Origin of the sequence: Aminobacter sp. J44 (assembly GCF_007829415.1) — a bacterium.
In the GTDB taxonomy this organism is placed as follows: Bacteria; Pseudomonadota; Alphaproteobacteria; order Rhizobiales; family Rhizobiaceae; genus Aerobium.
The window spans coordinates 71,532-91,691 of sequence record NZ_VLJG01000004.1 but is presented as its reverse complement, the minus strand read 5'-3'; the positions used below and the strand labels follow the sequence as shown (position 1 = coordinate 91,691).

Below are 20,160 nucleotides of genomic sequence, written 5' to 3'. Positions count from 1 at the left end.
AGCCGGAGGCTCCGGCTGCCTCTGCCCTGACCGTTCGGTCAGTTCGCGCTTGCGCCGATTTCACGGTCCCAGCGCTCGAGCAATGACTTGCGCTTTTCCGGATCGCCGTAGGTGACGAAGTCGTAGTCGATCAGCTTGATGTCCTCGAAGCGCGGGGCTTCCTTCGGAACCTCGGCGTTCTTGTTGGACGGCAGCTGGAAGGACTTTGCCTCCCTCATCAGCGACTGCGTTTCCGGCTTCAACGCCCAGTCGTACCACTTCTTGGCGTTGTCCATGTTGCGCGCGCCCTTGATGATCGACATCGAGCCGATCTCGTAGCCGGTGCCTTCACAAGGCGCGACTGACTTGACCGGGAAGCCTTCCACCGTCTGCGCAACCGCGTCATGCAGGAAGACGATGCCGAGCGCGGTCTCGCCGCGCCCGGCTGCCTTCACGGGCGCCGAGCCCGACTTGGTGTACTGCGAGATGTTCTCGTTCAGCTTCTTCAGATAGTCGAAGGCCGGGTCCTCGCCCATGATCTGAACGAGCGAGGCGAGCGCCGTGTAGGCGGTGCCCGACGAGTTCGGGTTCGCCATCTGGATCTCGCCCTTAAGTTCGGGCGCGAGCAGATCGGCCCAGCAGGCCGGTTCCTTGATGTTCTTCTTGCCGAGGATCTCGGTGTTGTAGCCCCAACCAAGGGCACCGGCATAGACGCCGATGGTCTTGTAGCCAGCGCTCTCGGCCTGCTTCACCGCCCAGTCATGCAGCTCGGAGAGCATGGGCGACTTGTACTCGACGGTCAGGTCCTCGGACGCCGCCTGCAGGTGTGGATCGCCGGTGCCGCCCCACCAGATGTCGGTCTTCGGGTTGCGCGCCTCGGCGCGCACCTTCGCATAGGTTTCGCCCGACGACAGGCGCACCATGTTGACCGAGATGCCGGTCTCCTTCTGGAAGGTTTCCTGCAGCAATTCGCAGATTACCACGTCGGCAGAGCAGATCAGGTTGAGGTCGCCTTCAGCCCTGGCGCTGAACGAGAAAATTGATGCGCCTGCGGCAAGGTAAGCCGCGACGACTTTGACTCGAGTCATGAGCGTTCTCCTCCGGTGTCAGACGCCTCCACGTCTGCCGCTTCTTTTATAAGCGTACGGAAATGCTGCAGGATATTCATGCCACTGTCAAACGTCGTCTTGACAGTGTGAGGCCCCTGCGAATGCGCTTCAGCTGGCGCAACGTCCGTCGCGGGGAACCATCTGCGGCCTCGGCGCTTCCGTCATCACAAGGCGTAGCCTGGCGACGCGCAAGCGCGGCTGGATCGTATTCCCACGAAAGCGGTAGGGGCGATGAACGAAGGCAAAGTCAGCATTCTTTCGAACGACCTGACCTGCGTCGTTATCGTGGGCGCGGGCTTTGGCGGGCTGGAGGCGGCGAAGCATCTGGGACGCGCCGGCGTGCGCGTGGTGCTGATAGACCGCAACAACCACCACCTGTTCCAGCCGCTGCTTTATCAGGTCGCAACCGCGGCGCTGTCGGCGCCGGATGTTGCTGAACCGGTGCGCAAGATCCTGCGCAACTACCCCTCAGTCCAGGTGGTCTATGCCGAAGTCACGGGCATCGACAAGGACGCTCGCCGGGTTCATCTCGCAGACGGGCGCTCTGTCTCCTATTCGCATCTTATCCTGGCGAGCGGCAGCATTCCCTTCTACTTCGGCAATGACGCCTGGGCTGAGCATGCGCCGGGCCTCAAGACGATCGAGGACGCCCGGCTGATCCGCTCCCGGCTGCTCTTGTCGTTTGAGCGCGCCGAGCAGACGGCGGATCCAGACGAACGGCGCCGGCTGATGACCTTCGTCGTCATTGGCGGCGGGCCGACCGGCGTGGAGATGGCGGGATCAATTGCGGAGCTGTCGCGCTATACGCTGGCCGACGATTTCCGAAAGATCTCTCCGAAGGAGGCCCGGATTGTGCTAGCGGAAGGCGGGCCGAGGCTGCTCGCTGCTTTCGATCCGTCGCTGTCGGAATACGCGCTGGAGCGGCTGCTGCGGCTCGGAGTCAATGTGCGCACCAACACGCGCGTCCAGCATATCGCGGCCGATCACGTGGTGCTGGGCGACGAGGTGCTGCCCTGCGGCCTCGCGCTGTGGGCGGCGGGGGTTGGCTCCTCACCGCTAGGCAAGCTGCTCGACGTCCCGCTCGACCGGGGCGGGCGCGTCATCGTGCGGCCGGACCTCACCATCGATGGGCATCCGGAGATCTTTGTCCTGGGCGATCTCGCTCATCTCGAGGACGAGAACGGCCAGCCACTTCCAGGACTCGCGCAGGTCGCCAAGCAGCAGGGCGCGCATCTGGGAAAGCACCTGCCGGGGTATCTTGCAGATGGCGAGCAGATTCCGCCATTCCGCTATAACAGCCGCGGCAACACCGCGATCATCGGTCGTCACGCCGCCGTCTTCGAGCGTGGCAAGCTCAAGTTGCGCGGCTGGTTCGCGTGGCTGCTATGGGCTATCGTCCACGTATACCTGCTGGTCGGCTTCCAGCACCGCCTGTCCGTCTCGATGAGCTGGCTGTGGCGGTACCTGACCTACGATCGTGGCGCGCGGATGATCTATCCCGAACCCGGCGGAACGCAGCATGAGAAGCCGCAGATCAAAGCGCCCGGCGTTGAAAGGGAACAATCCGGGCAGGACATGATTGGGCGGCAGGAACATCATGTCGAACGCCAGCTCCGGGAAAATCCATGACTTTTGCAGATCAGCGCCCACGAACGGTGCTTCTTGCCGGCGGCGCCGGATTTCTGGGCTCGCATTTCTGTGAGACGCTGCTCGCGCAGGGAGACCGCATCATCTGCGTCGACAGTTTTCTCACCGGCTCGCGCAACAACATAATCAGCTTCGCCAACCACCCTCGCTTCCGGCTGATCCGGCACGATATCTGTAACGAACTCGAGGTCGACGAGCCGCTCGACGAGGTGGTCAATCTCGCCTGCGCCGCCTCACCACCCCGGTATCAGGCCGATCCTGTGCACACGCTGATGACAAGCGTTGTCGGAACGCACAATCTGCTGAAACTCGCTGAGAAACACCGGGCCCGTTTCCTGCAGGCATCGACCAGCGAGATCTATGGTGATCCGGCCGTTCATCCGCAGACAGAAGACTATCTCGGCAACGTCAACTGCACCGGCCCGCGCGCCTGCTATGACGAGGGCAAGCGCGCTGCTGAGGCCCTGTGCTTTGACTTTCTCCGGCTTCGCCGCGCCGATGTGCGTGTCGTGCGCATCTTCAACACCTACGGGCCGCGCATGCAGCCAGACGACGGACGCATCGTCTCGAACCTCGTCAACCAGGCGCTGAACGGGGAGCCGCTGACGATTTATGGCGATGGTGAGCAGACCCGCTCGTTCTGCTTCGTTTCCGACCTGATCGACGGCATGATCCGGCTGCTCAGGGTCGAGCCCAACCCGCGCGCGCCCGTCAATCTCGGCAATCCCGGCGAGTTCACCATCAATCAGCTTGCCGAACTGGTGACACAACTCACCGGCCGCTCCGTCCCGGTCTTACACAAGCCGCTGCCGCAGGACGATCCGCGCATGCGCAGGCCGGACATCAGCCAGGCGAGGACCCTGCTCGGCTGGAAACCGCGCGTGCCGCTGGAAGAAGGTTTGCCGCAAACGATCGAATGGTTTCGTCAAGCGAGCAAGGTCGCCTGAGCAGCTCACTCCAATCCGCGGGTCTCATTGGCTGATCGAAATGCGCACTTCGGCCGCGGCCAGCGCATCCGCAAGCTCCTGTGGCGGCATCCGGTTCGAGATCAGCTCGTCGAAATCAGCAAAGCCGCATACGCGCACCAGGCCCTTCTGTCCGAACTTCGAAGCGTCGGTCACCACCAGCCGCCGTCGGCCGCGGGTGAGCACCGCCTGTCCGAACTGGGCCTCCTCAAGGTCGTAGTCTGCCACGCCGTTCGCGGCATTGACGGCACCTGCGGAGATGATCGCGTGGTCGACGCTAAAGCGGCTGATGAACTCAATGGCCGAATAGCCAAGGGCCGCGCCGCTGTCGCTGCGCAACTCGCCGCCCGCCATGTAGACCTTGTTTCCGTTGACCGTGGCGAGCGTGCGGGCGATGTCCGACGAGTTCGTCACCACGGTGAGGCGACGATGGTCAAGCAGGGCACGCGCCAGCAGGCTCGTCGTCGTGCCAGTGTCGAGCATGATCGACTCGCCGTCTCTAATGGTCGAGGCCGCGACTCTTGCGATTGCTTCCTTCGCCTCACGGTTCTCGCGCATGCGGCGCTCGAAGGGCGCCTCGCTCACCACCGACGGCAAGCCGATTGCGCCGTGCATGCGCACGATATCGCCGCGCGAGGCGAGCGTCTTGATGTCACGCCGCACCGTCTCGGCCGACACGTCCAGCATCTGAGCCAGATCGTTGACGGCGATCGTGCCCTGCTCACGCAGGACAGTGAGGATGCGGCCGTGGCGGGGGGAGTAGTCGGTGAAGCTCATTCGGTGCGCCTGCAGAATGACTGTTTGTGCCTGTTTCGGAAGAGTCTACACGCAAGAACGGTCAAAAATCCACAATTCCAGTTGACTCTACGTAAAGCCGGATCAATCCTGTTTGTGGATGAAGTGTCAGACTGCGGGAGGTTGGATGGCGCATCAGCTCCGCGAAATCGGGACGGAACGTGAGGCCCAGATCAAGGCATTGCCGATCTGGAACGGTCCGATCGAGATAAGTCCGCTGCTGGGCGGCATCAGCAACGAGAGCTGGCTGGTGCAGGACCGCAACGGCGGCCATGTTGTCCGTCTCGGCGAGGATTATCCGTTCCACCATGTGCTGCGCGATCGCGAGCTGATGACGGCGCGCGCCGCCGAACGGGCGTCATTTGCGCCGCCGGTCGAATACGCCGAACCCGGCATCATGGTGTCCCGCTATCTCGAAGCGCGCACCTACAAGGATGTGGACGTGCGCGCCAATATCAGCCGCATTGCCGAGACGGTGCGGGCGTTCCATCATGAAATGCCGCATCACGTTTCCGGCCCCGGCTTCATGTTCTGGCCGTTCCATGTGATCCGCGATTATGCGCGAACGCTGCGCGAAGGCGGCAGCCGCATGATCGAGAAGCTGCCGGACTATCTCGAACTCGCCGACGATCTCGAGGCCGCGCAGGTGCCGCTGCCGATCGTCTTCGGTCACAACGACCTTCTGCCTGCCAATTTTCTGGATGACGGCGACCGGCTCTGGCTGATCGACTTCGAATATGCCGGCTTCTCGACGGCGATGTTCGATCTTGCCGGGCTGTCTTCCAATGCCGGGTTCTCCGCCGAGGAGTCGGAGGAGCTGCTGGAAGTCTATTTCGGCCGCCCGCCGGATGAGGGCCTGCGGCGCTCGCTGGCAGCAATGCAGTGCGCGTCGCTGCTGCGCGAGGCGATGTGGAGTATGGTATCGGAGCTTTACCTCAACGCGCCCGGCACCGACTACGTCGCCTACACCGAGATGAACCTGCACCGTCTTGAGGCGGCGCTGGATGAATACCGCACGAGACATGGATGTGCCCGTCGATGAGTCAGACCCTTCCTTCCCACGCAGAGATCGTCGTCATCGGGGGCGGCATCATTGGCTGCTCGACCGCCTACCATCTGGCACGCGACCACAAGGCTGATGTCGTCCTGCTTGAGCAGGGACAGATCACCTCAGGTTCGACCTGGCATGCTGCGGGTCTCGTCGGCCAGCTGCGCTCGTCGGCGTCGATCACCCGCGTCCTGAAATATTCGGTCGACCTCTACAAGCGCCTGCATGAGGAAACCGGCCTCGAGACCGGCTGGAAGATGACCGGCTGCCTGCGGCTGGCGACCACACCCGACCGCTGGACCGAGTTTCGCCGCCTTGCCACCACCGCGCGCTCCTTCGGCATGGAGATGCACCTCATCAGTCCTGAGGAGGTGAAGCGCATGTGGCCGCTGATGGAGACGTCCGACCTGATCGGCGCATCGTGGCTGCCCACTGACGGTCAGGCGAGCCCCTCCGACATCACTCAGTCGCTCGCCAAGGGGGCGCGGATGCACGGCGCGAAGCTGTTCGAGAAGGTGCGCGTCACCGGCTTCGTCATGGACGGCAACCGCATCACCGCCGTCGAGACCAATCAGGGGCGCATCAACTGCGAGAAGGTGGTCAACTGCGGCGGCCAGTGGGCGCGGCAGATCGGCGCGATGGCCGGTGTCAGCGTGCCGCTGCACCCTGTGAAGCACCAGTACATCGTCACCGAGAAGATCGAGGGCCTCTCGTCGGACGCCCCGACCATTCGCGACCCCGACCGGCGGACCTACTTCAAGGAAGAAGTCGGTGGCCTCGTCATGGGCGGCTACGAGCCGAACCCTCAGTCCTGGGCGACGGGTCTGCCAAATGGCGACGTGCCCGACGAGTGGGAGTTCCAACTGTTCGATGACGACTACGATCATTTCGAGCAGCATCTGACGCAGGCGATCGCCCGTGTGCCGGCTCTCGAAACCGTTGGCGTCAAGCAGATGATCAACGGCCCCGAAAGCTTCACGCCGGACGGCAATTTCATCCTCGGCCTCGCGCCCGAATGCGCCAACATGTTCGTTGGTGCCGGCTTCAACGCCTTCGGCATCGCCTCAGGCGGAGGCGCCGGCTGGGTGCTGGCCGAGTGGGTGGTGCGCGGTGAGGCTCCGCTCGACCTCTGGGTCGTCGACATCCGCCGCTTCTCAGGCCTTCACCGCGACCGCAAATGGGTCGAGGAGCGTACCCTTGAGGCCTACGGCAAGCACTACACCGTCGCCTTCCCGCACGAGGAGTACGAGAGCGGGCGCCCGCGCATCGTCTCGCCGCTCTATGAGCGCCTCAAGGGGTATCGCGCCGTGTTCGGTTCCAAACTGGGCTGGGAGAGGCCGAACTGGTTCGCGCCTGAAGGTATGGAGCCGCGCGACATCTATTCGATGGGGCGGCAGAACTGGTTCGAGCACGTCGGCATCGAGCACGTTCACGTCCGCGAAAAGGTTGGCGTCTTCGACCAGTCGTCGTTCGCGAAGTATGAGGTGAGTGGCTCGGATGCGGCCACCGCGCTGGAATATGTCTGCTCCAACTTCGTCGCCAAGCCGGTGGGGCGGCTCACCTACACACAGATCCTCAACAGCCGCGGCGGGATCGAATGCGATTTGACCGTCGCGCGCCTTACCGAAGACAGGTTCTACATCGTCACGGGCACCGGCTCGCGCACGCATGACTTTGCCTGGATCAGGGACCATCTGCCGCAGGGTGCGAATGCCACGATCGAAGACGTCACCGAAGAGTTCGGCACTCTGTCGCTGATGGGGCCGAGGTCGCGCGATGTGCTCGCGGCCGTGACGGATGCGGATGTATCGAACGAGGCGTTCCCGTTCGGCCATGTGCGCGAGATCGAAGTCGCGGGGCACAAGGTGCGCGCGCTGCGTGTGACCTACGTCGGCGAACTCGGCTGGGAGCTGCACGTACCGCTCGCAGGCACCGGCGACGTATTCGACGCGCTGATGCAGGCCGGCAAGCCGCACGACATCCGACCGGTCGGTTACCGCGCGATCGAGTCGCTGCGCCTTGAAAAGGGCTATCGCGCCTGGGGTTCTGACATCACGCCGAACGACAATCCGTTCGAGGCAGGCCTTGGCTGGGCCGTCAAGCTCAAGCGCAACACGCCCTTCGTTGGCCGCGAGGCAGTCGAGGCAGCATCGTCACAGCCGCTACCGAAGCAGCTCGCCACCTTCACGACGATCGATCCGGACGTCGTGCTGCTCGGCCGCGAGACGATTCTGCGCAACGGCGAGCCGGTCGGCTACCTCACCAGCGGCGGCTATGGCTACACGGTCGGCAAGCCGATCGGGCTTGGTTACGTGCGCAACGCCGAAGGTGTCGATGAGGCCTTCCTGAAGGCCGGGAAATACCAGCTGGTCGTCGCCAACGAGGTCGTCGACGCAACGATCCATCTGGAGCCGCTCTATGATCCGAAGGGAGAACGCGTCAAAGCCTGACGGCAATCGATGGGGCGGCATGAAGTGCCGCTGACGGCAGAGGGGAACCTGCCGGACGGCGGAGAGGGGAAGCCGCGCGCATGAAGCGCGCCAATGGGAGGCCGGAAAATGGCGTCTATCGGTACCTACATCATCTACATCATCATGATATGCGCCGTCGCAGGCGCAATCGCGTCGATCCGTGACCCCGAAAAGGGGCTCGGCAAGGAATTCATCGAGGGACTGCATTCGATCGGTCCGATCTTCATCCCCGTCGCAGGCATCATGGCCTCGATCCCCTACCTTTCCGAGTTCATCCGCATTGCGGTTGGCCCGCTGTTCGGCCTGGTCGGCGCGGACCCCGCGATCGCCGCGACCACGCTGATCGCCGGCGACATGGGCGGCTACCAGCTCGCCGATGCGCTGGCCGGCTCGCGTGACGCGTGGCTCGTCGCGGCGATCGTGTCGTTCATGTCGGGCGCGACCATCATCTTTTCTATCCCGGTCGGTCTCGCCATGCTCGACAAGGCGGACCACAAGTACATGGCGCTCGGCATCATGTCCGGCATTCTCAGTGTGCCGATCGGCGTCTTCATCGCCTCGGCGCTGATCTCGCTATCCGGCCTCGAGATCCGTCCGGAAGTGTCAACGACGGCAGAAGCCACCCATGCAGTGACGATGGGCATCGGCGAGATCCTGCGCAATCTCTTCCCGCTGATCGTCTTCTGCGTTGCCATCGCTCTTGGCCTTCGCTTCGTGCCGGACGCGATGATCAAGGGCTTCCTGTGGTTCGGCCGCATCATGTATGCGGGCATCACCCTGGTGCTGGTAGCTTCCATCGTCGAGTACTTCACCGGCTTCTTCTCGGCGGTCTTCGGCTCGTGGGGCTTCGATCCCATCATTGCGGACGAGGCGGACCAGTTCCGCGCGCTGGAGATCGCCGGCTACATCGGTATCATGCTCGCGGGCGCGTTCCCGATGGTCTACCTGCTGACGAAGTATCTCGATGGCCCGATGAAGGCCCTGGGCTCACGCATCGGCGTCGAGCCGGAAGGTGCGGCGGGCCTGCTCGCGGCGAGCGCCAACATCCTTGCCATGTACCGTCTCGTCGGCCGCATGCGCCCGAAGGACAAGGTGCTGGCAATCGCCTTTGCCGTCTGCGCCGCCTTCACCTTCGGCGACCATCTTGCCTTCTCGGCCAACTTCCAGCCGACGATCATCCTGCCGCTGATGCTCGGCAAGCTGCTCGGTGGCGCGTCCGGCTTCCTGCTCGCCGTGTGGCTGTCGGTGCCGAAGGCCGAAGAGCTGGCACAAAAGGAACCGGCTGCCCCGGCAATCGCCCAGCCGGCGGAATAGGCGACAATCTTGCCCGGGAGCCTGCCAGTGGCGGGCTCCCGGCGCATGCCGGTTTGCATCGCGCGCCTACGCTCCATAGGATCACCCCCTGAACCTGGCCAAGCGCGGGAGGAACGTGCATGCGCAGACTCATTGTCTGGAACCTGATGTCCCTCGACGGTTCCTTCGAAGGTTTCGACAAGTGGGACCTCTCCATGCACGAGACGGCATGGGGTGAAGATCTCGAAGCATTCAGCCTCGAACAGCTGAACGACGCCGGCGTGCTGCTGTTCGGGCGTGTCACCTATGAGGGGATGGCCGCGCACTGGACGAAGGCCACAGGCGAGATCGCTGACTTCATGAACTCCATCGAGAAAATCGTCGTCTCGCGAACCCTCAAGGACGCGGACTGGAACAACAGCCGCGTCCTCGACGCAGACATGCCCGAAGCGATCAGGAAGCTGAAGGCAGAGCCCGGCAAGAACATTTACGCGTTCGGCAGCGCCGAGCTGGTGGCGCAGCTTCTGCGGCACAAGCTGGTCGATGAATACCGCCTCTGCCTCGCGCCGGTCGTGCTCGGCAAGGGCAACCCGCTGTTCAAGCCCTTTGAGGGCCAGCTGCGCATGCGGCTCAAGGAAACGCGGCCGTTGAAGACGGGTGCCGTCATCCTGTTCTACGAGCCGAGATACAACGCGTCCTAGAGTTCGGCATGCATGTCGCGGAACAGGCGCGGGGCGATGCCGAAGCGCCGCTCGAACGCCTCGGTGAGTCGCGCCGGCGGGTAGAGCCCGACCTGCGCCGCGACCGACTTGAGCGACAGGCCGCGTGACAAGAGCATGCGCGCGGCATCCAGCCGGGCGATCTCGACGAAGCGGGCAGGGGTCTCGCCGGTCGAGGCGACGAATTTGCGGTGAAAGGTGCGCTCCGTCATGCCCGCGCGTTCAGCGAGGATCGGGACATCGAGTTGCGCGCCGAGGTTTTCCTGGATCCACTCGATCAGCTCGGCGAAGGGACTATCGCCCTTCACCTGCGCCTGCAGGACCGGGCTGAACTGCGACTGGTAGCCCGGCCGCCGCGCATAGAGCACCAGCCGTTTCGCCACCTCGCTGGCAATCGTGGAGTCGATGTCCTGTGCCACCATTGCCAGCGCCATGTCGATGCCGGTGGTGACACCTGCCGAGGTCCATACCTCGCCGTCGACGACATAGAGCGCGTCGGAGTCGACGCTGACGTTGGGAAAGGCTGCCGTCAGCGGCTCGCTGGAGTCCCAGTGAGTGGCAACCCGTTTGCCGTCGAGGAAGCCAAGCGCAGCAAGGACAAAGCCCCCGGTGCAGACCGAGCCATAGCGCTTCGTCTGCGGAACGAGCCGGGGCAGCGCGCGCCTCAGTGCCTCGTTCCTGACGGCTTCGAGCAGCGGCTCACGCTCGGCACCGGCAATCAGCAGCGTGTCGACGTCGGCGGGGAGGAGATCACTAACCGCCATCGTCTCGACCGCAACGCCGCTGCTGCTCGTGACCGTCCCACCGGTCGCTGAGATAAGCCTGATCTCGTAGACGGCCGGCTTGTTGCGCCGCGCGAGCGCCCGGTTCGCGCCATTGAAGACGGAAGCGGGTCCGGACACGTCGAGAAGCTCGAAGCCGGGATAGGTGACCAGGACGATCCTGTGCATGCCAACAACCTCGTCGTTCGCCCGTCAGTTAGTGCCCGCACCACGCGCGTCCATGTTCTCCTGTGCCTGGGGGTATTCGAGCTGCATGGCAACGACGTCCATGGTGCGCTCGCCATAGCGCGCGGCAATGGCCGCAAGCGTTTCATCGAGCGCGACCGCAGGCGGACGGTTCGGGAATGTCGGGACGATGTGGTCGGCAGCGACCACCGCACCCGCCTGGTCCGGGATCAGACGAAGCCCGCTGAGGCTTTCGATCGGCTCAGACGACCCGGCGATGGTTGAAACGCTGGAGCGGTAGGTTCGCGACCATGCGTCGGCGATCAGAGCGAGGGAGACTTCATCGATACCCGGCTGGAGGCGAATGCCGAGCTCTTCGTTGCGCCAGAAGGCGAGCCGATTTGTCAGTACCGTCGTGGCAAACGGCCGGGTGATGCGGAAGGCGCCGCTGGCGTGACGGGTGTCCCAGGCTTCGACGCCCAGATCGCGCGCGATCTCCTCCGCCTTGTAACGACCGGCAATCGCTTCGATCAGCGTCAGCATCATCGGCATCGATGCGCTGATGCCGGTGGTGGTGGTCACCTTGCCGTCGGTAACGATCCTCCGGTCGGGCACATAGATCGCCGTCGGGCTGAGCTCCAGAACCCGTTCGAGATAGTACCAGTGCGAGGTGGCGCGTTTTCCCTCGAGCAGCCCGGCCGCCGCCAGCACCTTGGCACCGGCGCAGACGGCGACGATGTTCGCACCCTTGTCCGCCTGGCTCCTGATCCATTCGAGTGCGGCCGGGTCATCGTCGCGACTCATCGCCGGGACGATGACGTAGTCGGCTCCCTCGGGATGTGCGGCGTCGAATTCTGCAATCGTCGCATCGGGTTCGACCGTCAGGGCGGGGTAAAGCTTCACCGGACCGGCGTCTGTCGCCAGCATCACCACGTCGGCAACGTCCGCGCGGCGCAGGATGCCGGCCGGCATCATGTAGTCGGTCGTCTCGGTGGCGTCGTTGATGCCGATGATCGCGACGAGCGGCCGCTCACGTTTCGGCGGCTTCAGCGACGCGAGCATCGCCTCAGTTTCCGACGGGGGTACGTCCGGTGCGGCAGTGGAAACTGGATTGGGCAAGGTGAGCAGCCAGCCGCCAAAGCCCGCCAGGGCAAGCGCGACCAGCCCGAGTATGCCCCACAACAAGTAGGATTTGCGCATGGGATGACCTTCCGGAACAAGGCAGCGCCCCCGTGAGGGTGGGCGCCGGCGTCAGGTCCCGGAAAGTCTAGGGCCAGAAAAGCCTGGCAGAAACGTCAAAAGAAGGCGTTTTCCTGCCAACCGGAAGAGCGTCACTCCGCGGCTAGGCGTGGGCTGAGGCCACCATTCTCCTCAAGGAAGGCAATGATTTCGTCGACGCCGATGCGGCGGCGAAGATCCGTGAACAGGAACGGCGCGCTGCCGCGCTGCTTCTCGGCATCCGCCCGCATCACGTCGAGGTTCGCGCCGACATGCGGTGCAAGGTCCATCTTGTTGATGATGAGCAGGTCCGAGCGGGTGATGCCGGGGCCGCCCTTGCGCGGAATCTTCTCGCCGCCGGCGACGTCGATGACGTAGATGGTTATGTCGGCAAGGTCGGGCGAGAAAGTCGCGGCGAGGTTGTCGCCGCCAGACTCGATGAAGACAACGTCGATGTCGGGGAAGCGGCGGCGCATCTCGGCGACCGCAGCGAGGTTGATCGACGCGTCCTCGCGGATTGCCGTGTGCGGGCAGCCGCCGGTCTCAACGCCGATGATGCGGTCCTCCGGCAGCGCCTGCAGCCGGTTGAGGATCAGCGCGTCTTCCTTGGTGAAGATGTCGTTGGTGACGACGCCGACCGAGTAGCGGTCACGCATCGCCTTGCAGAGCATCTCGGTGAGCGTTGTCTTGCCGGCTCCCACCGGCCCGCCGATACCGACCCGCAGCGGCCCGTTCAGTGAACTCATGATCGAAATACCCTCGAATATTGAACTTCGTGCCGCATCGACATGATGTCGGACATGAATGCGGAGGAACCAAGGTCGTCCAGCGTCGACACGGCCGCCCGCGCCGCAGTCGCGCGAATGACAGGTTCAAGCGCCGCCGTCGCCTTCACGCCGTCGCGCTGGCCGAGCGGCACAAGGCGCACGGACGCTTGGATGAGGTTGGAGGCGAAGGCGTGGAGGTAGGCGGCAAGCGCATCTTCCAGCTCAATGCCATGCCGCGCGGCAGCCTGACCGACTGCCACCGGATAGGCAATGCGTTCGCTCTGGTCATCTTCGCCCGACCATGCGGTGATGGCAGTAGCAAAGGCTTCGCCCTGCAGCATCGTCTCCATGTGGCGCTCGCGCGCGCCCGCCAGTGCCTCGGCAAGTTCGGCGACTTCAGAGCAATCGCCGGAAGTCGATACCTCGCGCCAGGCCTCAGCCAGCAGCACCGCATCATTCCAGGCCGAACCATGCTCAAGCAGGACCTGAAGCCAGCCGATGAGTGACACGCGGTCGCGCACCTTGCGCTCCTCGATCGCCCGCTCCAGCCCGTGGCTGTAGGCAAAGGCGCCAACCGGAAAGGCCGGCGAGAGCCAGGTCATCAACCGCAACAGCGCTGATGTCGGCGCCTCAGTCATGATGATGATGGTGGTGATGGCCGTGCCCGTGATCGTGGCTGTGGCCGTGTTCGTGTTCATGATCGTGATGATGGTGATGACCATCATGCGCGTGACCATGCCCGTGATAGGCGCCATGCACCGGCTGGAACGGAGCGACTGTCTCGCGCACCGTCGCGCCCAGGCCTTCCAGCATCGCGCGCAGCACGTGATCGCGGCGGATCAGGATGCGCAGGGGCTCGATCTCGATCTGCGCCTGGAAGTGGCGGTTGCCGAGGTGCCAGGCAAGCTCGGCAAGGTGCAGCACGTCACGCGGCACCACCTCAAAGAGTTCTTCCTCCTCGGCGATGATCTCGACCTGTCGGCCGTCTTCCAGGACGAGGCGATCCCCGTTGGCGAAGAGCACTGGCTCGGGCAGGTCGACGAGGACATCTTCGCCGCTGTGGAGCGTGATGCGCTTTCGGCGCAGGTGCCGCTTGTCCTGCGCGAGGCGTATGGTGGCCGAGGAGGGCCGCTGGTCCTCCCCGTTGCGGATGTAGGATAGGGCGCGAAGCATCTCTCTTGCCTTCAGAACAGGAAGTAGCGCTGCGCCATCGGCAGCACAGTCGCCGGCTCGCAGGTCAGCAGCTCGCCGTCGGCCCGCACCTCATAGGTCTCGGGATCGACCTCGATGTGCGGTGTTGCGTTGTTGAGGATCATCGACGCCTTCGAGATGCCGCCACGGGTGTTCTCGACCGCCAACATTTCCTTGGCGACGCCAAGCTTCTCCCGCAGGCCAAGGTCTATCGCCGCCTGGCTGGTGAAGGTGACGGACGAGGCCGCCGGTGCGCGGCCGAACCCGCCGAACATCTGCCGGTAGTGCACCGGCTGCGGTGTCGGGATCGAGGCGTTCGGGTCGCCCATCGGAGCTGCCGCAATCGTGCCGCCAACCAGCACCATGTCCGGCTTCACCCCGAAGAAGGCCGGGTTCCACAGCACGAGGTCGGCGCGCTTGCCGACTTCGACCGAGCCGATATGTGCTGACATGCCGTGGGCGATGGCCGGATTGATCGTGTACTTGGCGATGTAGCGGCGGACGCGGAAGTTGTCGTTGTCGCCGGTTTCCTCCGGCAGACGTCCGCGCTGGACCTTCATCTTGTGCGCGGTCTGCCAGGTGCGGATCAGCACCTCGCCGACGCGGCCCATGGCCTGGCTGTCGGAGGAGATGATCGAGAACGCACCCATGTCGTGCAGGATGTCCTCAGCCGCGATCGTTTCCTTGCGGATGCGGCTTTCGGCGAACGCGATGTCCTCAGGGATCGACGGCGACAGGTGATGGCAGACCATCAGCATGTCGAGGTGCTCGGCGATGGTGTTGTGCGTGTAGGGCCGCGTTGGGTTGGTCGAGGACGGGATGACGTTCGGCAGGCCGCAGACCTTGATGATGTCCGGCGCGTGACCGCCGCCCGCGCCCTCGGTGTGGAAGGCGTGGATGGTGCGGCCCTTGAAGGCGGCGACGGTGTTTTCGACGAAGCCGCTTTCGTTGAGCGTGTCGGTATGGATCATCACCTGCACGTCGTAGTCGTCCGCCACCGACAGGCAGCAGTCGATCGCGGCCGGGGTCGTGCCCCAGTCCTCGTGCAGCTTTAGCGCACAGGCGCCGCCCTTGATCATCTCGATCAGCGCTTCGGGACGCGAGGCGTTGCCCTTGCCGGAAAGGCCGATGTTCATCGGGAAGGCGTCGAACGACTGGATCATGCGGGCGATGTGCCACGGCCCCGGCGTGCAGGTTGTTGCCAGCGTGCCGTGAGCCGGGCCGGTGCCGCCGCCGAGCATCGTCGTGACGCCCGACATCAGCGCTTCTTCGATCTGCTGTGGGCAGATGAAGTGGATGTGCGCGTCCATGCCGCCTGCGGTCAGGATGCGGCCTTCGCCGGCAATCGCCTCGGTGCCCGGGCCGATGATGATGTTGACGCCTGACTGGGTGTCCGGGTTGCCGGCTTTGCCGATGGCGACGATGCGGCCGTCCTTGAGCCCGACGTCGGCCTTGACGATGCCCCAGTGGTCAACGATCAGCGCGTTGGTGATGACGGTGTCGACAGCGCCTTCGGCGCGAGACACCTGGCTCTGGCCCATGCCGTCGCGGATGACCTTGCCGCCGCCGAACTTCACTTCCTCGCCATAGGTGGTGAAGTCCTTCTCGACCTCTATGATGAGGTCGGTGTCGGCAAGGCGGACGCGGTCGCCGACCGTCGGGCCGTACATGTCGGCATAGGCCGAACGGGAAATCGTCGCTGGCATCAGAGCTGTCCTGTCACTCGACTGTTGAAGCCAAAGATGCGGCGTGCGCCGCCGATCGGCACGAGCCGCACCTCGCGTGCCTGGCCCGGCTCGAACCGGATCGCCGTGCCTGCGGCGATGTCGAGGCGCATGCCGCGCGCTGCTTCACGGTCGAAGTCGAGTGCTTCGTTGGTTTCATAGAAATGGTAGTGCGAGCCGACCTGCACCGGGCGGTCGCCGCGATTGGCGACGCGCAGCGTGATCGCCTCCTTGCCCTCGTTGAGGACGATCTCGCCTTTTGCCGGAATGATTTCGCCGGGGATCATGTTCATGCTCCAACCGCGAGCCATGCGCCGCCAAGGGCGGTCGCGGCGCCGAGCAGGCGGGCAAGGATGTTGCCAGACGAGGCGCGGCCAGCCTTGCCGAGCGCGATGCCGAGGCCGATGCCTGCTGCATGGAGCAGGACTGTCGAGGCAGCAAAGCCAAGACCGAAGGTCAGCGCACCGGCGGCACCGAGCTCGGAACCATGTGCATGACCGTGGAAGAAGGCGAAGAAGCCGACCATGGCAGCTGCCGCTGCAGCCGGGACACGCAGCGAAACCATGGCCAGCAGGCCAAAACCGATCACGGAAGCCAGGATCACCGGCTCGACGAGGGGAAGCGGCAGCGCCATCAGCGAGGCGGCAAAGCCGGCGGCCATGCAGGCGACGAAGGCCACCGGGACCGTCAGGATCGCGCGGCCCCCGAGCATCGAGGCCCACAGGCCGACGGCGACCATGGCAAGCACATGATCTGCGCCGAAGAACGGATGCGAGAAGCCTGCAGTGAAGGAGCCGTGCTCGACAGGGTCGAAGTGGGCGAGGGCAGGGGCGGAGGTCGCGGCGACTGCTCCGAGGGTGAGTGCGATGCGCTTCATGGCTTATTCTTCCGGTTTCAACCTGCGTTAGCGAATAGGCTGATGGACCGTCACCAGCTTGACGCCATCGGGAAAGGTGGCCTCGACCTGGACGTCGTGGATCATCTCGGCGACGCCCTCCATCACCTGGTCGCGGGTGATGACGTGTGCGCCTTCCTCCATCAGATCGGCGACGGAGCGGCCGTCGCGCGCACCCTCGACGACGAAGTCGGTGATGAGCGCGATTGCTTCCGGATGGTTGAGCTTGACGCCGCGCTCGAGTCTGCGCCGCGCGACGATGGCGGCCATTGCGATGAGGAGCTTGTCTTTTTCTCTTGGGGTCAGGTTCATGGAAAACTCAGATCTGCCAGACTTTGGGTAGGGCTCTTCCGCCCAGGAGAACCGCGAGCGCGGGAATGAGGGAGCGTCGCAACGTGAGGCTGTCAGGCGCGGCAAGACGGGCGACGAGCTTGCCGTCCCATGCGCTTGCACCGCCTGCGTCGCCGATCACGTCGCGCAGTGGGTCGAGAAGCTGGTCGGCGTCTTCGGTGACGAGCAGGACCGTGGCGATCGCGCGATTGCCGCCGAGCGCTGCCTGCTCTGCTGCCAGTGCGGCAATGTCACCGGAAAGACGCAGATCGTCGGCGAAGAGGAGCTTCCCGTTCTGGCGGATGCGCCAGCGGTCGCGGAACAGGCCGGAAGTGACTGTCTCGCCCATGGCCTCGCGGCCGAGCACGAGCGCTTCGACGGCAAGAAGTTCTGCGCCTTCGGCAAGATCGGCCTCGAAGCGGCGCGACAGGCGCCCGCCGTCGAACAGGATCGTCTCCTGCGGCAGCCAGTCGAACCGTGCGCCCTTAGCCAGCTCGACGCGCGTCAGGACCTCGGCGTCGCTTCCTGTCGATCGGTAGATGCGCTCGCAGGCCTGCGTGGTCATGACGGCTTGAGCGCCTGCCTGCAGCGAAACTTCGGTCGTCAGGTGGTCGCCGCCGGTTAGGCCGCCGGCCGTGTTGATCAGTACAGCCTCGGGAATGGTATCCAGCATGCGCGGCAGGCGGATCTTGGCGCAGCCTTCCTGGAACAGCCGGTCGAGGCACGAGATCTTGTCGCGGCGCTTGAAGGAGATGCGCGAATGCCCGCGCGCCCTCTGCATTTTTGGCAGAGCGGCGGCAACCGGGGATGACGGAAAATCCCCTTCAGGCTCGAGGCATGAGGCACCCGCGTACATTCGGCTCAGAAATCCCCGCGCGAATTCGTTGAAACTGCGATCGCCGGGCGCGCAACTGCAGCGCCGGCCTGAGGATGCTATTCAATGAACGTGCCAACCCGAGGACTCGGGGGAGAAGCGCCCGCAAATGAACGGATTGTGCCAGATCCGGCGGCGAAAGCGCGGGAGGCTGCTGATTAATGCTTAAGCAAATATTGCGCGACCTGCTCAATCCTTAGTCAGAAGCGAGCCAGCAACCGCCGCCGGCGCGGGCCCCGCTAGCGGTTGGCGCGAAAACGGGCAGGGTTAGGCGCTGCGGACGATCCAGTCGTGGTCCGGATGGTTCTTGAAGCGCCACTTGCGCAGCGGGCCGGCCATGACGTTCAGGTAGTACATGTCGTAGCCATAGGGCGCGCCGCAGGGATGGTGGCCCTTCGGCACCAGCACCACGTCGCCGTCCGACACCGCCATCGTCTCGTCGAGCGAGCCGTCCTCCGTGAAGACCCGCTGGAAGCCAAAACCCTGAGACGGGTTGAGGCGATGGTAGTAGGTCTCCTCGAGATAGGTCATGTTTGGGAAATCGTCCTCGTCGTGCCGGTGCGGCGGGTAGGACGACCAGTTGCCGGCCGGGGTGAAGACTTCCGTGACGAGGAGGCTGTCGGCGACATCCGTGTCCTCCATCGCGATCGGATGGATGTAGCGGGTGTTCGCGCCCTTGCCGCGTTCCTCGAAGCCGATGTCGGTGATGACGGTGGCCGGATGACCGCCCTTGCCGGGCGCGGAGCAGACGGCGAGCGTACATTCGGTCTCCGCAACGGCCTGCCACTGCGAGCCGTTTGGTACGTAGACGCAATGCGGCTTGAGGCGTTCGAACACGCTCATGCGCTCGCCAAGCAGGCCGAAATCCTGACCAGCAGCAGAAACCCGCGCCTTGCCCTCGACGAGGACGAGGATAACTTCGCGCTGGCCCGCGGCTTCCGCTGCGGTTTCGCCCGGCAGCAGCCGGTAGAGCCCGAAGCCGACATAGCTCCATCCCGCGCTCTCGGGCGTGATGTCGTGAACCTTGCCATGCGTGCCGCGCGGCTTGACCAGCAGATCAGCCATTCTGTCCGTCCTTCCCTTCAGGTGTTCTGTAGCTGATGAGCAGCGCCCAGGCGCAGTAGGAGCCGATCGCGCCGAAGACGAGCGCCCATACGCCCTCGCCATGCGAGAATTCGAACGCGGCCCAGGCGAAGGCGACGACGACGATTGCCACCCGCACCCAGAGGGGGCGGAAGAACGGGTGGTCGGTCTCGAGGATGCGCATGGGCCGTCCGTTCCGTCAGCCGCGGTCGAGGCCCGCCTCGCGCGCCATCTGCTTCAGCGCGTTGAGGCCCATCGACTGGTACTTGACCGGATCGCGCACGTCCGGGTCCTGCTCGGCCTCGATCACCAGCCAGCCGGAATAGCCATGCTCGGCCGCGATCTTGAGAACCGGCCCGAAGTTCACCGCGCCTGCCGGATCGCCGGGCACGGTGAAGACGCCGCGACGCACACCCTCAAGGAAGCTCAGACGTTCCTCGCGCACCTGCCGCATCACGTCGGCGCGCACGTTCTTGGCATGGATGTGCGAGACGCGGCTCATGTGACGCTTTGCGAGGGCTTCCGGGTCGCCGCCGCCGAAATAGGCATGGCCGGTATCGAGCAGCAGCTGCGTCGCCGGGCCGGTCAGCTCCATCAGCCGGTCGATCTCGTCCTCGGCCTCGATAATCGTGCCCATGTGGTGGTGGTAGACGAGCGTAACGCCCTGGTCGGCGCAGTACTGTGCGATCTCCTCAAGAGCCGCCGCGAATTTCGGCCACTGCTCCTCGGTCAGCTTCGGCCGGTCATTGACCGGAACCGCGTCGTTGCCGTGGATGGCGTTGGAGCATTCGCAGACGATGCAGACCGGGCAGCCCATCGCCTTGAGAAGGTCGAGATGCGGCTGGATCGCGCGCTTCTCTTCCTCAACCGAACGCGTCAGCAGGTTGAGCGAATACCAGCCCGAGACGAAGCGTAGGCCATGCGGCTCCAGCGCCGCCTTTAGCCCCGCCGGCTCGGTCGGGAACTTGTGGCCCTTCTCGATACCGTCGAAGCCGATTTCGGCAGCCTGCGCCAGGCAGGTTTCGAGGGAGATGTGCTGGCCGAGCGTCTGGTCGTCATCGTTGGACCACGCGATGGGATTGGTGCCGTAGAGGATCATGACTGC

Annotated in this window: 21 protein-coding genes; 6 read left to right on the top strand and 15 right to left on the bottom strand. The window is 64.4% G+C overall.

All coding sequences use genetic code 11. The annotated features are described in order from the left end of the window. Window positions 1-38 precede the first annotated feature (38 nt). Window positions 39-1,067 (bottom strand): ABC transporter substrate-binding protein, encoded by a 1,029-nt coding sequence (locus tag L610_RS02505; protein ID WP_144702206.1) that lies wholly within the window; start codon window positions 1,065-1,067, stop codon window positions 39-41. Between the two features lie 252 nt (window positions 1,068-1,319). Here L610_RS02505 and L610_RS02500 point away from each other — a divergent pair, with 252 nt between their 5' ends. Together L610_RS02500 and L610_RS02495 are read left to right on the top strand one after the other, a co-directional pair. After that, window positions 1,320-2,717 carry an NAD(P)/FAD-dependent oxidoreductase gene (locus L610_RS02500; RefSeq protein ID WP_024849059.1) on the top strand — a complete coding sequence of 466 codons (1,398 nt, stop codon included), beginning with the start codon at window positions 1,320-1,322 and terminating at the stop codon, window positions 2,715-2,717. Beyond that, window positions 2,714-3,682 carry a UDP-glucuronic acid decarboxylase family protein gene (locus tag L610_RS02495; RefSeq protein ID WP_024849058.1) on the top strand — a complete coding sequence of 323 codons (969 nt, stop codon included), beginning with the start codon at window positions 2,714-2,716 and terminating at the stop codon, window positions 3,680-3,682. Before L610_RS02500 ends, L610_RS02495 begins: the two co-directional genes overlap by 4 nt. 24 nt (window positions 3,683-3,706) lie before the next feature. On the opposite strand, the gene L610_RS02490 is transcribed toward L610_RS02495, so the two are convergent. Then, a complete protein-coding gene (locus L610_RS02490) occupies window positions 3,707-4,477 on the bottom strand; it encodes a DeoR/GlpR family DNA-binding transcription regulator (RefSeq protein ID WP_024849057.1) in 771 nt (256 codons plus the stop codon). A 145-nt stretch (window positions 4,478-4,622) separates the two neighbouring features. Here L610_RS02490 and L610_RS02485 point away from each other — a divergent pair, with 145 nt between their 5' ends. The 4 genes from L610_RS02485 to L610_RS02470 all read left to right on the top strand — a co-directional run bounded on the left by L610_RS02485 (window position 4,623) and on the right by L610_RS02470 (window position 10,008). Then, window positions 4,623-5,537 (top strand): choline/ethanolamine kinase family protein, encoded by a 915-nt coding sequence (locus L610_RS02485; RefSeq protein ID WP_144702203.1) that lies wholly within the window; start codon window positions 4,623-4,625, stop codon window positions 5,535-5,537. Next, entirely contained in the window at window positions 5,534-7,993 is a 2,460-nt protein-coding gene (locus L610_RS02480; protein WP_144702200.1) for an FAD-dependent oxidoreductase, read from the top strand. The genes L610_RS02485 and L610_RS02480 overlap by 4 nt, the downstream gene beginning before the upstream one ends. A gap of 108 nt (window positions 7,994-8,101) precedes the next feature. Continuing rightward, window positions 8,102-9,328 carry an ethanolamine utilization protein EutH gene (gene eutH, locus L610_RS02475; RefSeq protein ID WP_144702197.1) on the top strand — a complete coding sequence of 409 codons (1,227 nt, stop codon included), beginning with the start codon at window positions 8,102-8,104 and terminating at the stop codon, window positions 9,326-9,328. A gap of 119 nt (window positions 9,329-9,447) precedes the next feature. Beyond that, window positions 9,448-10,008, top strand: a complete 561-nt coding sequence (locus tag L610_RS02470; protein ID WP_144702194.1) for a dihydrofolate reductase family protein — start codon at window positions 9,448-9,450, stop codon at window positions 10,006-10,008. Here the strand turns inward: L610_RS02470 and L610_RS02465 are convergent. The 13 genes from L610_RS02465 to iolE form a co-directional block, all read right to left on the bottom strand. Beyond that, window positions 10,005-10,976: a GlxA family transcriptional regulator gene (locus L610_RS02465; protein WP_144702191.1), complete on the bottom strand. Its 972-nt coding sequence runs from the start codon at window positions 10,974-10,976 to the stop codon at window positions 10,005-10,007. The genes L610_RS02470 and L610_RS02465 overlap by 4 nt on opposite strands. A gap of 24 nt (window positions 10,977-11,000) precedes the next feature. Next, on the bottom strand, window positions 11,001-12,173 hold the full coding sequence (locus L610_RS02460) for a DJ-1/PfpI family protein (RefSeq protein WP_144702188.1): 1,173 nt from the start codon (window positions 12,171-12,173) through the stop codon (window positions 11,001-11,003). Window positions 12,174-12,304: 131 nt separating this feature from the next. After that, on the bottom strand, window positions 12,305-12,937 hold the full coding sequence (ureG, locus tag L610_RS02455; protein WP_144702185.1) for an urease accessory protein UreG: 633 nt from the start codon (window positions 12,935-12,937) through the stop codon (window positions 12,305-12,307). Next, window positions 12,934-13,596 (bottom strand): urease accessory protein UreF, encoded by a 663-nt coding sequence (locus L610_RS02450; protein ID WP_210245989.1) that lies wholly within the window; start codon window positions 13,594-13,596, stop codon window positions 12,934-12,936. Before L610_RS02450 ends, ureG begins: the two co-directional genes overlap by 4 nt. Further along, window positions 13,589-14,131, bottom strand: coding sequence for an urease accessory protein UreE (locus tag L610_RS02445; RefSeq protein WP_144702182.1), 543 nt, complete (start codon window positions 14,129-14,131; stop codon window positions 13,589-13,591). Before L610_RS02445 ends, L610_RS02450 begins: the two co-directional genes overlap by 8 nt. Before the next feature lie 11 nt (window positions 14,132-14,142). Next, complete coding sequence (gene ureC / locus L610_RS02440; RefSeq protein WP_144702179.1) at window positions 14,143-15,855, bottom strand: urease subunit alpha; 1,713 nt, start codon at window positions 15,853-15,855, stop codon at window positions 14,143-14,145. Further along, window positions 15,855-16,160 carry an urease subunit beta gene (locus tag L610_RS02435; protein ID WP_144702176.1) on the bottom strand — a complete coding sequence of 102 codons (306 nt, stop codon included), beginning with the start codon at window positions 16,158-16,160 and terminating at the stop codon, window positions 15,855-15,857. The genes ureC and L610_RS02435 overlap by 1 nt, the downstream gene beginning before the upstream one ends. 2 nt (window positions 16,161-16,162) lie before the next feature. Further along, window positions 16,163-16,750, bottom strand: a complete 588-nt coding sequence (locus L610_RS02430; protein WP_144702173.1) for a HupE/UreJ family protein — start codon at window positions 16,748-16,750, stop codon at window positions 16,163-16,165. Between the two features lie 27 nt (window positions 16,751-16,777). Then, a complete protein-coding gene (locus L610_RS02425) occupies window positions 16,778-17,080 on the bottom strand; it encodes an urease subunit gamma (RefSeq protein ID WP_144702170.1) in 303 nt (100 codons plus the stop codon). A gap of 7 nt (window positions 17,081-17,087) precedes the next feature. Next, window positions 17,088-17,954, bottom strand: a complete 867-nt coding sequence (locus tag L610_RS02420; RefSeq protein WP_144702167.1) for an urease accessory protein UreD — start codon at window positions 17,952-17,954, stop codon at window positions 17,088-17,090. A gap of 285 nt (window positions 17,955-18,239) precedes the next feature. Next, on the bottom strand, window positions 18,240-19,037 hold the full coding sequence (iolB, locus tag L610_RS02415; RefSeq protein WP_024848853.1) for a 5-deoxy-glucuronate isomerase: 798 nt from the start codon (window positions 19,035-19,037) through the stop codon (window positions 18,240-18,242). After that, entirely contained in the window at window positions 19,030-19,239 is a 210-nt protein-coding gene (locus L610_RS02410) for a hypothetical protein (RefSeq protein ID WP_024848854.1), read from the bottom strand. Before L610_RS02410 ends, iolB begins: the two co-directional genes overlap by 8 nt. A 15-nt stretch (window positions 19,240-19,254) precedes the next feature. Then, the gene (gene iolE / locus L610_RS02405) at window positions 19,255-20,154 is read right to left on the bottom strand and encodes a myo-inosose-2 dehydratase (RefSeq protein WP_144702164.1); all 900 of its coding nucleotides are present in this window, start codon (window positions 20,152-20,154) and stop codon (window positions 19,255-19,257) included. Window positions 20,155-20,160: the final 6 nt, after the last annotated feature.

What these genes read in the sequence shown, in the direction of transcription:
- L610_RS02465 (WP_144702191.1), bottom strand. Translation starts at nt 10,976, where the DNA reads ATGCACAGGATCGTCCTGGTCACCTATCCCGGCTTCGAGCTTCTCGAC.
- iolE (WP_144702164.1), bottom strand. Translation starts at nt 20,154, where the DNA reads ATGATCCTCTACGGCACCAATCCCATCGCGTGGTCCAACGATGACGAC.
- L610_RS02435 (WP_144702176.1), bottom strand. Translation starts at nt 16,160, where the DNA reads ATGATCCCCGGCGAAATCATTCCGGCAAAAGGCGAGATCGTCCTCAAC.
- L610_RS02470 (WP_144702194.1), top strand. Translation starts at nt 9,448, where the DNA reads ATGCGCAGACTCATTGTCTGGAACCTGATGTCCCTCGACGGTTCCTTC.
- ureG (WP_144702185.1), bottom strand. Translation starts at nt 12,937, where the DNA reads ATGAGTTCACTGAACGGGCCGCTGCGGGTCGGTATCGGCGGGCCGGTG.
- L610_RS02490 (WP_024849057.1), bottom strand. Translation starts at nt 4,477, where the DNA reads ATGAGCTTCACCGACTACTCCCCCCGCCACGGCCGCATCCTCACTGTC.
- L610_RS02425 (WP_144702170.1), bottom strand. Translation starts at nt 17,080, where the DNA reads ATGAACCTGACCCCAAGAGAAAAAGACAAGCTCCTCATCGCAATGGCC.
- L610_RS02410 (WP_024848854.1), bottom strand. Translation starts at nt 19,239, where the DNA reads ATGCGCATCCTCGAGACCGACCACCCGTTCTTCCGCCCCCTCTGGGTG.
- L610_RS02445 (WP_144702182.1), bottom strand. Translation starts at nt 14,131, where the DNA reads ATGCTTCGCGCCCTATCCTACATCCGCAACGGGGAGGACCAGCGGCCC.
- L610_RS02450 (WP_210245989.1), bottom strand. Translation starts at nt 13,596, where the DNA reads ATGACTGAGGCGCCGACATCAGCGCTGTTGCGGTTGATGACCTGGCTC.
- ureC (WP_144702179.1), bottom strand. Translation starts at nt 15,855, where the DNA reads ATGCCAGCGACGATTTCCCGTTCGGCCTATGCCGACATGTACGGCCCG.
- L610_RS02495 (WP_024849058.1), top strand. Translation starts at nt 2,714, where the DNA reads ATGACTTTTGCAGATCAGCGCCCACGAACGGTGCTTCTTGCCGGCGGC.
- iolB (WP_024848853.1), bottom strand. Translation starts at nt 19,037, where the DNA reads ATGGCTGATCTGCTGGTCAAGCCGCGCGGCACGCATGGCAAGGTTCAC.
- L610_RS02430 (WP_144702173.1), bottom strand. Translation starts at nt 16,750, where the DNA reads ATGAAGCGCATCGCACTCACCCTCGGAGCAGTCGCCGCGACCTCCGCC.
- L610_RS02460 (WP_144702188.1), bottom strand. Translation starts at nt 12,173, where the DNA reads ATGCGCAAATCCTACTTGTTGTGGGGCATACTCGGGCTGGTCGCGCTT.
- L610_RS02485 (WP_144702203.1), top strand. Translation starts at nt 4,623, where the DNA reads ATGGCGCATCAGCTCCGCGAAATCGGGACGGAACGTGAGGCCCAGATC.
- L610_RS02420 (WP_144702167.1), bottom strand. Translation starts at nt 17,954, where the DNA reads ATGTACGCGGGTGCCTCATGCCTCGAGCCTGAAGGGGATTTTCCGTCA.
- L610_RS02480 (WP_144702200.1), top strand. Translation starts at nt 5,534, where the DNA reads ATGAGTCAGACCCTTCCTTCCCACGCAGAGATCGTCGTCATCGGGGGC.
- L610_RS02500 (WP_024849059.1), top strand. Translation starts at nt 1,320, where the DNA reads ATGAACGAAGGCAAAGTCAGCATTCTTTCGAACGACCTGACCTGCGTC.
- eutH (WP_144702197.1), top strand. Translation starts at nt 8,102, where the DNA reads ATGGCGTCTATCGGTACCTACATCATCTACATCATCATGATATGCGCC.
- L610_RS02505 (WP_144702206.1), bottom strand. Translation starts at nt 1,067, where the DNA reads ATGACTCGAGTCAAAGTCGTCGCGGCTTACCTTGCCGCAGGCGCATCA.